General features: G+C 72.1%; 12 protein-coding genes. 5 read left to right on the plus strand and 7 right to left on the minus strand.

Annotated features, from left to right (window positions below):
- Window positions 1–28: 28 nt before the first annotated feature.
- The 3 genes from ACFYZ4_RS00660 to ACFYZ4_RS00670 form a co-directional block, all read right to left on the minus strand.
- Window positions 29–748, minus strand: a complete 720-nt coding sequence (locus ACFYZ4_RS00660; RefSeq protein ID WP_390782570.1) for a hypothetical protein — start codon at window positions 746–748, stop codon at window positions 29–31.
- 83 nt (window positions 749–831) lie between these two features.
- Window positions 832–1,827, minus strand: a complete 996-nt coding sequence (locus ACFYZ4_RS00665) for a hypothetical protein (RefSeq protein ID WP_390782571.1) — start codon at window positions 1,825–1,827, stop codon at window positions 832–834.
- A 44-nt stretch (window positions 1,828–1,871) separates the two neighbouring features.
- Complete coding sequence (locus ACFYZ4_RS00670; RefSeq protein WP_390782572.1) at window positions 1,872–2,747, minus strand: hypothetical protein; 876 nt, start codon at window positions 2,745–2,747, stop codon at window positions 1,872–1,874.
- Between the two features lie 417 nt (window positions 2,748–3,164).
- Here ACFYZ4_RS00670 and ACFYZ4_RS00675 point away from each other — a divergent pair, with 417 nt between their 5' ends.
- Complete coding sequence (locus tag ACFYZ4_RS00675; RefSeq protein WP_351291039.1) at window positions 3,165–3,335, plus strand: hypothetical protein; 171 nt, start codon at window positions 3,165–3,167, stop codon at window positions 3,333–3,335.
- A 38-nt stretch (window positions 3,336–3,373) separates the two neighbouring features.
- Here ACFYZ4_RS00675 and ACFYZ4_RS00680 read toward each other — a convergent pair whose 3' ends face one another.
- Window positions 3,374–4,606, minus strand: a complete 1,233-nt coding sequence (locus ACFYZ4_RS00680) for a serine hydrolase domain-containing protein (protein WP_390782901.1) — start codon at window positions 4,604–4,606, stop codon at window positions 3,374–3,376.
- 236 nt (window positions 4,607–4,842) lie between these two features.
- Between ACFYZ4_RS00680 and ACFYZ4_RS00685 the strand changes: the two genes are divergently transcribed.
- Window positions 4,843–5,634, plus strand: coding sequence for a MerR family transcriptional regulator (locus ACFYZ4_RS00685; protein ID WP_390782573.1), 792 nt, complete (start codon window positions 4,843–4,845; stop codon window positions 5,632–5,634).
- A 54-nt stretch (window positions 5,635–5,688) separates the two neighbouring features.
- Here ACFYZ4_RS00685 and ACFYZ4_RS00690 read toward each other — a convergent pair whose 3' ends face one another.
- Window positions 5,689–6,447, minus strand: a complete 759-nt coding sequence (locus ACFYZ4_RS00690; RefSeq protein ID WP_390782574.1) for a ferritin-like domain-containing protein — start codon at window positions 6,445–6,447, stop codon at window positions 5,689–5,691.
- 223 nt (window positions 6,448–6,670) lie between these two features.
- Here ACFYZ4_RS00690 and ACFYZ4_RS00695 point away from each other — a divergent pair, with 223 nt between their 5' ends.
- On the plus strand, window positions 6,671–7,231 hold the full coding sequence (locus tag ACFYZ4_RS00695) for a GNAT family N-acetyltransferase (RefSeq protein WP_351291044.1): 561 nt from the start codon (window positions 6,671–6,673) through the stop codon (window positions 7,229–7,231).
- 85 nt (window positions 7,232–7,316) lie between these two features.
- Window positions 7,317–7,814, plus strand: a complete 498-nt coding sequence (locus ACFYZ4_RS00700; RefSeq protein WP_351291046.1) for a DUF2975 domain-containing protein — start codon at window positions 7,317–7,319, stop codon at window positions 7,812–7,814.
- A gap of 51 nt (window positions 7,815–7,865) precedes the next feature.
- Here ACFYZ4_RS00700 and ACFYZ4_RS00705 read toward each other — a convergent pair whose 3' ends face one another.
- Window positions 7,866–8,765 carry an AraC family transcriptional regulator gene (locus ACFYZ4_RS00705; RefSeq protein WP_351291048.1) on the minus strand — a complete coding sequence of 300 codons (900 nt, stop codon included), beginning with the start codon at window positions 8,763–8,765 and terminating at the stop codon, window positions 7,866–7,868.
- Between the two features lie 145 nt (window positions 8,766–8,910).
- Between ACFYZ4_RS00705 and ACFYZ4_RS00710 the strand changes: the two genes are divergently transcribed.
- Window positions 8,911–9,672, plus strand: coding sequence for an SDR family oxidoreductase (locus ACFYZ4_RS00710; protein WP_351291050.1), 762 nt, complete (start codon window positions 8,911–8,913; stop codon window positions 9,670–9,672).
- Here ACFYZ4_RS00710 and ACFYZ4_RS00715 read toward each other — a convergent pair.
- Complete coding sequence (locus ACFYZ4_RS00715) at window positions 9,660–13,583, minus strand: hypothetical protein (RefSeq protein ID WP_390782575.1); 3,924 nt, start codon at window positions 13,581–13,583, stop codon at window positions 9,660–9,662. The two genes, ACFYZ4_RS00710 and ACFYZ4_RS00715, sit on opposite strands and share 13 nt — an antisense overlap.
- Window positions 13,584–13,601 lie beyond the last annotated feature (18 nt).

Genomic DNA, 13,601 nt, shown 5'->3' on the forward strand with positions numbered 1-13,601 from the left:
GTGAAGCCGGCTGAACGCCAAGGGGTGTTCACGAGCTCGCGTCGACGGGCTTGGGGTGGTGCGACTTGATCTGTTCCACGGCAACGGGCATGAACGCCGCTACGGCGTCGGCCTCTGCGCGGGTCAGCGAGAGGACGCTGCTGATGACGACGAGCGAACTCCCCACTCGTACAACAGTCGCGTCGGCGCTCTGCGGGTCGCCCTCGGTGCTCGTGGCGCCCGCCGTCACCGTCGCGTGGATGACGAGGCTCTCATCTCCGAGTCGGGGGCCTTCGGCGACGGCGAAACCGGCGGTCTCGGCGGGCTCCCAGGACGCATGGGGCAGTTCCACGCTCCGGCACCGGCCCACCAGGTTGCGCATGTCCTGCATCGCCTGGTGCGCGCCGTCACCCGGGAACGAGTAGAGCGTCTCCGTGCCGGGTATGACACCGTTTCCGACGGAGTGTCCGCCGCTGAACATGGCCGTTGCGGACGCGGACGATCCCGTCGTACTCGCGTCCACCACGCTCTGCCCGTCGAGAAGGTCCGTGCAGGACGGCGGTGTCGCCGACGCGGCCGCGGTTCTCTTCGGTTTCTCGTCCTTGGGCTCGGCCACGGAGGTCCAGCCGTCCGGCAGGGCTGCGGGCAGGAGGTGTGTCCGCAGCTCGGCAGCCGGCATCGCCGGTTGGGGCTTCGTCGAGCTTCCGCACGCCGTGACCAATGCCAGCATCACGCATCCGGCCACGTACAGGATTCCTGTGTTGGTCACCTCGAACCACCTCCCACCCCGAGTGATCAAATCGCCCGAAGCTAGCAGGGTGCCCGCGCTCCGGCAAACGCGCGGCCGCGCGGTCAGCAGACCGGGACTGACCAGTCCGTATCGGTGGGGGGCTGCTGGCCGGGGGTGTCCCCGTTCATGAAGGTGTTTGCGACGGCGTAGTAGCGGCCGTTCCACGGGCTGGAGGCGATGCGGTACCACCAGCCGCCGGGGTTGGCGGTTTCGATCCCCGGCTCATGCACCCTGCACTCCACCTCGACCCAGGCGTGCGCCGGGATCCGTTCGCCCGGGCCGGAGGCGTTGCGGGGCGTGAGGAAGGTGGGTGAGCCGTGGCTGCCGCTCTGCTCGCGCACCGTGTGCCGGGCGGGCGGCGGGGGCGGGGGCGGGGTAGTGGCCGGTGGCGGCACGACGGGCGGGGTGGCCGTCGGTACGGGCGCCTTGGTGACGGGCGGGACAGGGGACGGCGGCGCGTGGGTGGGTTCGGGCGCCTTGGTGGGGTCGGGGTCGGGGTCGGGCTGGGCCGGTGGCAGCGGTCCGGCCTCGAGGATGCGCTCGATGGTGCAGTCGGGGACCCGGATCTGTTCGGAGGGAGGGATGAGGGCCGAGTAGACCCACCCGGTCTCGCCGGGCTTCGGGCTGCCTTCGGCCTGGATCACGTAGAACCACCGCTTGTGGGTGGCGGGGTAGCCCTCGGGAGCCATGCCGTCCTGCAGGCACCACATCTGCACCGCCGCGCCGTCCTCCAGCTGCACCACGCCCTGGCAGTCGTGGCTGCCCTGGGGTGCCAGGCCCGGGCAGGGGCGGATCTTGACCGGGTAGCCCGGGCTGTCGGTCTTCACCCGGCTCAGCCCCGAGGTCCGGGTGATCTCCGGGAACGGCAGGGCGGAGGGCTTGCCGGCCGCCTCGAGGCGGCCCTTGTCGTCGGCGGCCGGCCCTGAGTGTCCGGCCGCGTAGCCGATCCCGGCGGCGGCGACGGCGATCGCGGTCACCGCGGCGGCGCTGAGCGCCAGCCGGCGGGTCTTCCCACGGGGTGGGGCGGATCGGGGACGGGAACGGGAATCGGACGTCATGGGGGTTCCCCTTCGCTTCTGAGGACGGGCGGGCGAGCGGGCGGTCAGCAGGCGGGAAGAGAGTCACGGCCGGTGTCGACGTAGATGGCGGGGATGTACTCGCCCGTCGTCATCCGGTACCAGAGGCCGTTGCGCTGCGCGGGGCCGCGGTAGTCGCCCAGCGGGACGGCGCGCCCGGCGACCTGACACTGCACGACCAGGTCCTGGCCCAGGTCGTAGGCGTGGCCCGTGAGCGACCCGCGGCCCTGGGCGCTGTCGGAGTAGTCGGAGTAGACCTGCACGATCGTGGAACCTCCGTTGTCGGACCACGCGATGCGCGACGGGAACCGCTCGGACTTCACGACGGGCGGCGTCGCGCTCGACGTCGGGGTCGGGGTGCCGGTCGGCGGCGCCGACGAGGCGGGCACGTCGGGCTTCCCGTCGTCCCCCGAGCCGCCGGAGAACGGCCAGTTGAACGCCACTGCGCCGGCGGCCAGCACGACGACCACGCCTGCCGCGACCACGAGCCCGATCCTCCCCTTCCGCTCCGGCAGATCCGGCCGATCTGGCAGCTCCGGCCGATCCGGCCGATCCGGCAGTGGCACTTCGCCCTTCAACCTGCGGAAGCCGTCCTTCCATAGGCGGAGGACCGCCTCGCCGTCCACCTCCCTGCCCCGCTCCGCGTCGTGCTCGGCGCAGGCCCGTACGAACACCTCCACCTGGCCCCACTTCGGCGCGCTGTACAGCTCGGAGTTGGTGAGCTTGTGCAGGGTGCCGGCCGAGCAGGACGTGACGCCCGGGATGTCGCGGGTGGCCAGCTCCTCACTCCGGACCGCCATGTCCTTGAAGCTGGGGCCCTCGTCCTTCTGCAGGGCTCGCAGGGCCCCGCGGTACTCCCCCCAGTGGCCGGCTTCGGTCAGCAGATCACGCCAAGTACTCACTGTGCGCCGCTCCTTTGCGACTCGCGCGGAGCACCAAGCATCCCTTACCGGCTGAATGTCTCATTCAGTGGCGTATACACTATGATGTCGATCTTGTGCACTGATGTTCGGTCGAGCCTGCCACCTGCGTGAACGGGCTGAACGGCGTACAAAACAAGCGCAGTTGCCTACAAGATTTTCTTATAGGGGTGAAGTCTGGAGTCGCCGTCAGCCGGTCCCGTCTCCTGGTTCTCAGGCCGCCACCGCGGCGGCCGCCCCTCCTCTCACGAGGGCAGGGGCAGGGCACGAGAAAGACGGTCCCCGCCGATGGCAGACCAACCAGTCACCCCGCCGACCCCGGCAATCCCCCATGCTGCGCCCGCCCTTGAGGCGGCCGCCCTTGACACGGCCGCGGGACCGTCGAGGACCGAGAAGGTCATGGCGCTCCTGATCGCCGTCCTGTGCGGGACCGTCGGCGCGCTCGTCGCCTTCATCCTCTTCCGCCACCTGGGAGCGGGCGCGCTCGTCGCGATCGGCTCGTCCGGCGCCACCTTCCTGGGCGTCACCGGCACCGTGAAGGCAGTCGAGGAGAAGCTCGGAGTGCTGTGACGGCCGTCGGGTCGAGTCGACCCATGAGCCACTCGCCGTCAGTTGTCGACGGCCTGGTAGAGCGTGGTCCAGAAGTCGTGGATGAGCCGCGGTGAATCCGGGGTGGACATCCCAACCTGGGTGAGCAGGATTCCGGTGAGCTGGTTGGCCGGGTCGGCGTAGGCGGTGGTGCCCGTACCGCCGTCCCAGCCGAACTGGCCGACGGGCGCGTAGGTGGTGCGATGCGTGCGTACGGCCATCCCAAAGCCCCAGCCCCCGTGCAGTCCCTGACCGAACGTCATGTGGGCGATGTTCCCGTACATGGCGTCCCGGGCGGCTTGTTGCCCGGGCGTGAGGCGGTTGGTGGTCATCAGCTCGACGGCGGGCCGGGAGAGGATCCGTTCGCTGCCGTGCATCCCGTGATTCAGCAGCATCCGGTAGTAGGCGTGGTAGTCGTCGACGGTGGAGACGAGCCCGCCGCCGGCGCCCTGGAAGGCCGGAGGCCGGCTGGACCTTCCGCCGACCGCCTCGTCCCACACCAGGAACTCTCCGGTCTGCGGATCGGGCCCGTAGAGGGGCGGCAGCCGGTCGATCTTGCCTGCGGGCACGTGGAAGGCGGTGTCCTTCATCCCCAGCGGATCGAGGACGCGTTCACGCAGGAACGTCTCCAGCGGTCGGCCCGTCACCCTGGCGACCAGCACGCCGAGCACCTCGTTGCTGAGGTCGTACTGCCACCGCTCGCCGGGCTGGTACGACAGCGGCAGCTCGCCGAGGCGGCGCATCCACTCGTCCGGCTCGGGCGCCGGCCCGGATGCCACGCTGTAGTCGAGGCGCTCGAAAGTCGCGGCCCTGATCGGGGAGTTCAGCAACTCGAAATCCAATCCGAGTCCGAACGTGGAGGTCAGCAGGTCCCGTACGGTGATCGGTCGCCGTGCCGGCACGGTGTCCTCCAGCGGGCCGTCGGGCCGCTTCAGCACCTGCCTGTCGGCGAGTTCGGGCAGCCACGGATCCACCGGCTCATCCAGCCGCAGCCGTTGCTCATCGAGCAGGATCATCGCCGCTGCCATCGTGACCGGCTTGGACGTGGACGCCATCCGGAAGATCGTGCCCCGGCACATCGGCGCGCCCCCACCGTCATGGCGCATCGTCCCGATGGCTTCTACGTGCGTCCGGCCGCCGCGGCTGACGAGGGCGACGAGCCCGGGAATCTTCTTGGACTCGACATGCCGTGCCAGCACGTCGTGCAGTCTGCGCAGGCCGTCTTCGGAGAAGCCGCTGTTGCCTGTTCCCATCATGAATCCCCTTGTCCATGTCCATGTCTGCGGTGTTCGATCCCGCGGCAGCCCTGCCGGCTACCCGGCCCCCTGCGAGGTGGCCGTGCGATGACCCTGGACCCTGACCCGAGGTCAAGGTCAACACCTGTCGCGATCACGGACTGACCGACACCGATCGCAGGCGTCGCGTCGTCGGGTGCCGGCCTCGGCGGCAAGGGTGATGCGCTCGAACGGATGCCCGTTACCCTCGCCCTGTGATCACCCGCGACCCGTACCCGAAGCTCACGATCGGTCAGGCGGCCGCGTTCGTCGGCGTCACGATCAAGACCGTGCGGCACTATCACCGGCTCGGGCTCGTCGCCGAGCCGCAACGTGACGGTTCCGGCTACCGGCGTTACGCGTCGGCCGACCTGCTCCGCATGGTCCAGGTACGGACCCTGGCTGGGGCCGGCGTGCCGCTGGCCGAGATCGGCGACCTGCTCGACGCCGACCCCGAGCGGTTCGCCGCCGCCCTGGACGACGTACATCGTCGGCTCACCGAACGGATCGAGGACCTGATCGGGCGCCGCGACACGCTGCACCGGCTCGCCCATGGGGACCGGGTCCTGCTGCCCGAGCGGGCCTGCGCGGTCATGGACCGACACGCCGAACTCGGCTTCGATCCGGACTACGTGGCCGGCCAGCGGGAGGCCCTGATACTGGCCCGGGCGCTGGTTCCGGAGATCTTCGACAGCTTCCTGACCCGGCTCGAACAATCCCTGGACGATCCCGAGCACGTCGAGCTGACCAAGCGCGGTTGGGAGGCGAGGTCCTGGGATCCGGACGACCCCCGGATCGAGGAGCTGGCGTCGACGCTGTCCGACAAGCTGCTGAGCGACCGCGCACTGCTGGCGACGCCGACCGGATTCCGGAACCGGGCCGACGCCGCCTCCCGCTACGGGCTGGTCAACCACCACCGGGAGGACCAGGCACCGTCCATCGCCCGGCTGAACGCGCTGGTCGAGGCGAACCTGCGCGCGGCCGGCATCGCCGTCCCGCACCAGTGACGGCCATCAGCCGCCACCGGCCGCATCACCTTCGCTCCCCCAACAACGGCAAGGTCACACAGCCGCGGCCGCGCCCACGCCCGCATCAGCGCCCGCCGGTGCGGGAACCGGGCCGCCCGACATCGCGCGGGCCATCCACGCCGAGGAGCGCAGGGTCTGCGCGACGAACGCACCGCGGCCCACCCCCAACGCGCGCAAGGCCGGGCCGTGATCCACGGCGACCAGGACGGCGGCGCCGGCCAGCAGTCCGCGCCACCCGGCCGCCACCGCCCGGCGGGCAGGCCGGGGCAGCCCGGCGAGCCCCTCACGCAGGCGCAGGCAGTGGAAGGGAACGTGCCGCTCCTCGTCCGCCAGGATCCGGCCCGCCACCTCGGAGGCCAGCGGGTCGGCGACGCCGTCGCGCAGGGCCCGGTAGTACCCCAGCGCCACCACCTCGGCGATCATCAACACCAGCAGCTCCACCCTCAGTCCGAGCAGCCGCCGCACCCGTACGAAGGCCGCGTCGCTCCAGTGCCCGTCGAGAGTGCCCGCCCCACCGGCTGCCAGCAGGAGCTTCAGCATCCGGGCATGGTTCTGCTCCTCGGCGATGAAGAGCCGGACCGCCTCGGAGTAGACGGGATCCCCCGCGAGATCGGCCTTGCCGCAGAGCGCGGAACCGTCGCCGTCCTCGCCGACCTGGAACTTCTGGATGCTGCGGACGACTTCGGCCGGCAGCTGCGCACCCTTCCCCCAGTCGGGGTCGCCGAGAGCCGCCCGGCGTTCCCGTTCGGCCTGGAACTCGCTCACCCATGCCCCGTACCCAATTTTGATCATGTTCAAGAACCTAGCGGCTCTTGAGCGCGTTCAAAAGCGCTGGAGTGTCATGGCCCGGTAACAGAACGATGCGGCCACCAGGCCGCGCCCGGCGGATCTTTCCGGGCGGACGCAACTGGCCTTGCGTCGGGGTGCGTCCTGATGTGTGGCGGCGTCAGAAGTCGTTGCCTATCGCGGCCATACGAGGTCGAGCGCGTGGCCGAGAGGGATCGGGAGCCGTTCCATGCCGGATGAGATCACAGCGCGCCCTGTCGCCTGGCCACCTGCGCTGATCAGGACCGAGCGGCTCGTGCTCCGTGCGTCCGAGGCCCGGGACCGTCCGGCGTTCATCGAGCTGTTCGCGTCGCCGGAGGTCGGCAGCTACATCGGCGGCTCCCGACCACGAGACGAGCTCGAGCGCGCGATGCCGGAGGTGCCCGGGCGCCGCCCCGGCCTTTTCGTCGTCGAGCTCGACGGCGCGATGGTCGGCATGACCACACTCGATCCGCGCGACGCCCAGCGGCCCGGTCATGTCCGCCCGGAAGCCGGGGAAACCGAACTCGGCTACCTGTTCCTGCCGCAGGCATGGGGACACGGGTACGCCGCCGAGGCGTGCGCGGCGGCACTCGACTGGTTCGCCGACGCGCGGCCCGGGGAGCCGGTCGTACTCACCACCCAGGCCGCCAACGACCGCGCGAAACGCGTCGCGAAGAAGCTGGGGTTCACCGAGGTGGAGCGGTTCGAGGAGTTCGGCGCCGAGCAGTGGTTCGGCGTGTGGTCCTCGGCCGCGCCCCCGTCCGATTGAGGCAGGAGGCAGGAGGCAGGAGGCAGGCAGCGGCGGCCTACATGGATCTATTGACTATCGATTGATATCGATCGATTATCGATGCATGCATCGCTTCCTCATCACCGTGCTTCGCGGCGGCATCGCAGCGGCGATCCTTTTCGGCCTCTTCGGTCAGCTCGTCGTCATCCCCACCACGGCAGCCGACGAGGTCGACCGCTTCCCCCCGTACGCCCCGTACGCCTTGCCCTACACGCTGGTTGCCATCGCGGGGGTCGCCTGCGTCCAGGTCGTCCTCGCTGCGGCGTGGAAGCTGCTCGGCATGGTCGAGCGCGATGCGATCTTCTCGTCGGCGGCCTTCCGGTGGGTCGACACCGTCATCGGCTCGACCATCGCGGCGACGCTCCTGGCTCTCGCCGTCACCTGCCACCTGATGCTGGCCACCATCCCGTCCCCCGATGACGGCATGGAGCTCATCGGCGCCCTGGCCGCCGCGACCGCGACCACCGGCATCGGGGCGTGCCTGGTCATGCTCATCGTGATCATGCGCGGTCTGCTGCGCAAGGCGAGCGACATGAAGAGCGAACTCGCCGAGGTGGTCTGATGGCCATCATCGTCGACCGGTGCCTGACCCTCCCGATGAGGGTGATGAGGGTCAGGTCGCTGCCGATCGATGGTCGTCGAGTCGCAGCCGGGCGGCGTCCTTGCTGGGCGGCGTACCGAACTGCCGCCGGTACTCACGGCTGAACTGCGACGGGCTGTCGTACCCGACGCGGTGGGCGACCCCGGTCACGTCGCCGGGACCGGTGGCCAGGAGCAACCGCGCCTCCTGGAGCCGGATCTGCTTCTGGAACCGCAGCGGGCTCATCGCGGTCACGGCCTGGAAGTTCCGGTAGAAGGCGGACTGGCTCATGCCGGACAGCCGTGCCAGGTCCTCGACCCGGAACGGCTGCGCGTAGTGGCTGCGGATCCACGCCACCGCCCGCGCCACATGGCTCAGGCCGCTGTCGGCGAGACCGAGCTGGCGTACGGTGCCGCCCTGTTCCCCGGTCATCACCCGCCACAGGATCTCGCGCTTGAGCAGGGGCGCGAGCGCCGCGCGGTCGCGGGGCCGGTCGAGGAGCCGTAGCAGGCGCACCACCGCGTTGAGCAGTTCCTCGGGCGCGTCGCAGACGGCGAGGGCGGGCACGGCGCCGCCGCCAGCCCGCGGGACGTCCCCGGGACCGGCGAGCAGCAGCAGTTCGGCGATGTCGGAGGGCTCCAGCAGCAGGCCGAAGCCCAGGGCCGGGCAGTGCGGTCCGACGCGCAGGAACTGGCCGGTGACCGGCAGGTCGACGGAGGCCACGAGGTACTGCCCGGCGCCGTACTCCAGGACCCGGTCCCCGACGGCCAGGCGCTTGGTGCCCTGCGCGATGACCGCGAGCACGGTGCCGGTGGTCGCCGGCTCCGGTGCGTCCGAACTGTCGACCTTCGATACGAGCACCCCGTCGATGGCCGTGGTCGCGTCCGGGCGCGCATGCCGGGTGAGCAGGCTCCGCAGCTCTTCCAGATCCATGGTTCCAGTGCAGCACAGGACCGGCTTCCCCATCCCGCACTCGGGAGGATCAGGCAAGTCTCCCGGACGATCGTTCTACTGAAACAGCAGGTCAGAGGCGTCCAATGGAAGTACCGAATCCCAACGGACTCCCAGGAGGACCATCATGCAGGTCGCCATCGTCACGGGCGCCAGCTCCGGCATCGGGCAGAGCGCCGCCATCCGGATCGCCGCACGCGGGACCGGGGTGATCCTCACCTACGGCCGCAACCGGCAGGGCGCCGCGGACGCCGTGGCCACCATCGAGAAGGCGGGCGGCACGGCCGTCGCGCTGCACCTGGACCTCGGCGACAGCGCCGGCTTCGACGCCTTCCGCGACTCCGTGGCCGAGGCGCTCCGCACGACCTGGAGCCGCGACACCTTCGACCACCTCGTCAACAACGCCGGCATCGCGCAGACCTCGCTGATCGAGGACACCGCCGAGGAGGACTTCGACAGGCTGATGCGCGTCCTCCTCAAGGGCCCGTACTTCCTGACCCAGCGGCTCCTCCCGCTGATGGCCGACGGCGGCTCCGTCGTCAACGTCAGCAGCAGCGCGGCGGCCGCGACCTCCGGACTGGAGCCCGGCTACGCGGCGTACGCGTCGATGAAGGGCGGCCTGAGCGTGCTGACCCGCTACATGGCCAAGGAGTTCAGTCCGCGCGGCATCCGCGTCAACGCGGTCTCGCCCGGCGCCACCCGCACCCGGCTCGCCGACGACGCGTTCACCCGCTTCCCCGAGGTCGTGCCGGCCATCGCCGCGAAGACCGCCTTCGGCCGGGTCGGCGAGCCCGACGACGTCGGCGCGCTGATCGCGACCCTGGTCGGCGACGAGAGCCGCTGGATCACCGCCCAGGACATCGAGGTCTCCGGCGGCTACCAGCTGTAGGCCGCGCGACCCGACGCTGCCGGGCCGCCGGGGCCGGAGGGGGCGGCGAGCAGCAGGTCCTCCACCTCCGTGCCGGGGGTGAGGACGGCCAGTGCGGCGAGGAGGTCCACGTGGTCGAGGTCGGCCAGTCCCGGTGAGCCGAGGATCGCTTCCAGCGCCGCGCGCGCGTCGGCGGCGTCCGAGCCGCCGCGCAGCACGCTCACGACGAGGGACTCGGCGACCTCGCCGAGGGAGGCGCCGCGTACCCGGGCGACCTCGGGCCACAGCAGCCCCAGGTCCGCGTACCAGCCCAGGCGCACCGCCGTCCCGGCGAGCCGGGTGAACGCCTGGGCCCGCGACGCGGGCTCCTCCAACTCGCGGGCCTGGTCGTAGGCATGGTTGAGCGCGGCGGAGGCCTGAGCCTCGTCGCCGACCTCGTGCAGGGCTTCGGCCAGTTCGGCGAACGTCTGGACCCTGCGCCGCTGGACGGCGTCGAGTTCGTCGCGCATCTCGACCTCGCGCGGGTATCGGCCGAAGAAGGAATCCTGGTAGGCGCTGCGCCACATCGCCCTGTTGCGGGCGTCCCGCAACTCATCCATGGCCACCTCGACCGCCTCGGACCACTGGAGCCTGACGGCGAGGAGCGCGCTCCAGACCGCCTCCTCCTCGTCCCTGCTCGGGTCGCCCCAGCCGTAGTCCGGCCGCACGATCAGCCGTTTCAGAACCTGCTGGACGACGGTGCGCAAGGCCGTGCAGGTCTCTTCGAACGCCCGTTGGTCGTCGCCGACCCGCAGGACGCGCATCGCCAGCTCCTGCTCGTACGCGGCGGAGCCGCGCGCCCGGCCTCCCGGGTTCCCGCCCTCCGCCTCCCGCAGCAGCGCCAGTTCGGCGTACTCGCCGTGGCCCGCCAGCGAGTGCCGCACGTCCCCCAGGTTCAGCAGGACGAATGAGCCGTACTGCGTCGTCGGGGTGCTCGCCACCGTCGCCGCCTCGGCGGGCAGCCGGGCCCGCAGCAAGTTCCGCACGAGGCGGTCGGCATCCTGCTGCAGGCGCCGGTTCCGGGGCAGCGCCACGAACCAGGCGACGGCCTCGGCGCCCAGGGCCGCGGCGCGCTCGTGGTCGCCGCGTACGTGGGCGGCCCAGGCCAGCGCCGCCCGCGCCGGGCCGACCGCAGGCGGCTCGCGCCGGGTCCGCACCGCGGTGCGGGCCACCATGCCCGCCAGGCGTTCGCGGTCCGCGTCGGCGAGTACCAGGGCGCTCTGCGCCCGCAGGTCGTACGGGATCCGGTCGGCCGCCTCCCGGGCCGCCGCGGCCAGGGCTTCGCGGCGGTCGGGCCGGGACTCGGCGCGGGCCACCCACGCCAGGGCCCGTACGTGCTCGGCGGGATGGTGCTCGACCAGTCGGTGGGCCTCAAGCTCCGCCCGGTCGGTCTGCCCGGCGGCCGCCAGGACGCGTACGACGGCCAGCAGCAGCCCGACGCCGCACCGGCCGTGAAAGGCGTCGACGTGGCCGGCGTACAGGTCGTCGTCGACCTCGGTGCGCGACGCCTCGACCAGGGCGTCGAGGAGGGCGGGCGCCGCCGGATCCGCCACGCGGACCATGAGGGCGGTGTGGTGCAGCAGGATCCGGACGTCCGCGGGGTTGTCGGCCCGGGCCCGCTCCCCCGCCGCACACGCCTGGGCGACACCGGCCGCGCCGAGCCGCGCGGCCTGGACGATCCGGGCCAGCAGGACCGCGTCGTCGGTCAACTCGCCCAGGCCGCGCGACCAGTCGACGAGTTCCGGGAGCCTCGCGTCCAGTTCGCCACGTGCCGCGTGCACCAGCAGGAAGGAATCGGCGACCTCCGGCGTGGCCAGCAGCGAGCTCCAGGCAGCCCGGGCGCCCTGCTCGTCCTGCTCGTCCTGCCCCGGGAAGTGGCGGGCCGCGATCCGGGTGCCCAGCCGGTCGAGTTCGGCGCGTGCCGTCCCCGTGGGCTCGGTCAGGGCGGCCAGCGCCGCGTGCGTGAGGATGCCGGTGACCGTACGGGCCCGCGGGATGTCCTCGCGGATGCGCAGGGCGGGTCCCACCGCCCCTTGCGGTCCGGCTTCCTCCAGGAGGAACGCCGCGAGGTGGCCCAGCAGCACGTCGCCGGCGATGTCCAGCACGGGGGCGAACTCCTCCTCCGTGAACCGGGGAACCAGCGGGGCCAGCAGCGCCGCGACCGCCGGGGACCAGCGGTCGTCGGTCTGGCCGAACCCGCCGCAGCCGATCTCGTGCAGCACGGTGGCCGCCTCACCGGGCGACCGGGCGCCCAGGGCCGCCACGATCAGCAGCAGCCACAGCAGGGCGGTGTCCTCCGGGTAGGTACGGGCCTTGGCGGCCCCCGCCGCCGCTCCCCAGCGCAAGGCGGCCTGCACCGGGGTCACGCCGTCGGCCTCCCCGCGGGCCCGCACCAGGCCGAGGGACAGGCCGGCCGCCCTGGGGTAGGCGTGGGCGGCCAGGGAGGCCTCCAGCGCGAGGCCCAGTGTGACCAGGTGTGGCTCCCGGTCGGGCGCGGCGGCACTCTGGGCGGCGAGGTAGCCCGGGGACGTGGCCAGGTCGTACAGCCGGTCCTGGAGCGTCCGGGTCCGGGCCGGGCCACCCGTCGTGGATTCGATGGCGGTCATCAGGTGGTCCGGCAGGTGCCGCAGCAGGTACGGGTCGTCGCAGCTCTCCCAGGCACCGGCCCACTCGGCGAAGGCGTGGTCGGCGATGCGCCGGTGGCCCTCGGCGGCGTCGATGTACGGATCGTCCCCGCTGAGCAGGAACTCCGCGAACGACCGGTGGTAGAGCGTCCACGGGCCGCGCGGTCCGCCGCGCAGGTACTGGCCGAGGATCCGGACGACGTCGAGCACCTCTTGCTCCGTACGGTCCAGCAGGTCGGCCAGCCGGCCTGCGGTGAAACCGTCCTCCCGCGCCGCCACCAGCAGGGCGAGGACCGGCCGGAACGCGGTGCGCCAGCGCTCTTCGGCGTCCGCGCTGCCGGCCGGGCGGATCTCCCGCCGCAGGAACTGCCGGTAGACGCCGTCGAGGCCGGGCGGCAGCGCGGCGGCGCCGTCCGGTCCGGCCGTCCCCCTTATGCCGGAGGCCAGTTCCTCGGTGAGGTGGCGCACGTAGAGGTAGTTTCCGGCGCCCCCGGCGGCCAGGCCGTGGGCCAGCGCCTCCCGCTGCGGTTCGGCGAGCTGCGTACCGCGCAACTGGTGGCGGGCGTAGGCGAGAAGGTCTGCGGCCGGATCCGGGGCGTCGTCCACGAGGTCGACCACGACCGCGCCCGGCAGGCTCTGCACGGCCGCGGTGACCCGGGCGTCGTGCCGCGAGGTGATCACGAAGCGCAGCGGGAGCCGGTCCGTGCCGTCGAGGACGAGCTCGGCGATCGTACGACGGCTCCGGTAGGTGAGGGCCTCGTCCAAGGCGTCGACGACGGCGATCGGCCGCTCCGCCGGGGCGAGGACCTCCAGCGGTCGGCACACCAGCTGCTCGAAGGCCTCGTCGGCGGTGACGTGCGAGAGGGTGATCCGTACCCCGACCAGGCTCGCGTTCGGGTGGACCGTACCGGCCGTGGCCGTGCCCTCGATGCGCAGTTCCCCGGACCGCCCCGACAGGTCCCGCGCCACCCGGGTCACGGCCTCGGCGAAGCCCGGTACGGTCGCGCTGAACTGCTCGGCGAGGGACTCGGCGAAGCGCACCGGGTCGCAACTGCTGCGGCTCGCGGCCCGGCACCGGTGCACCGCCGTGCCCGCGCTCGGGCGGCCGCCCCACAAGTGCTCCACGGCGGCGGACTTGCCGGTGCCCGGCCCACCGGTGAGGAACAGGTACGCGGACCCGCTCGCGGCCCAGTCCCGTACGGCGTCCGCAAGCCACGCCCGCCCGACGAACTCGGTACCGGCATCACGCGACGGCGGGTCAGCAGCCATGCCGGCAGCCTAGGCGCG

It is taken from the genome of Streptomyces sp. NPDC001513, assembly GCF_042894695.1.
Classification (GTDB): domain Bacteria; phylum Actinomycetota; class Actinomycetes; order Streptomycetales; family Streptomycetaceae; genus Streptomyces.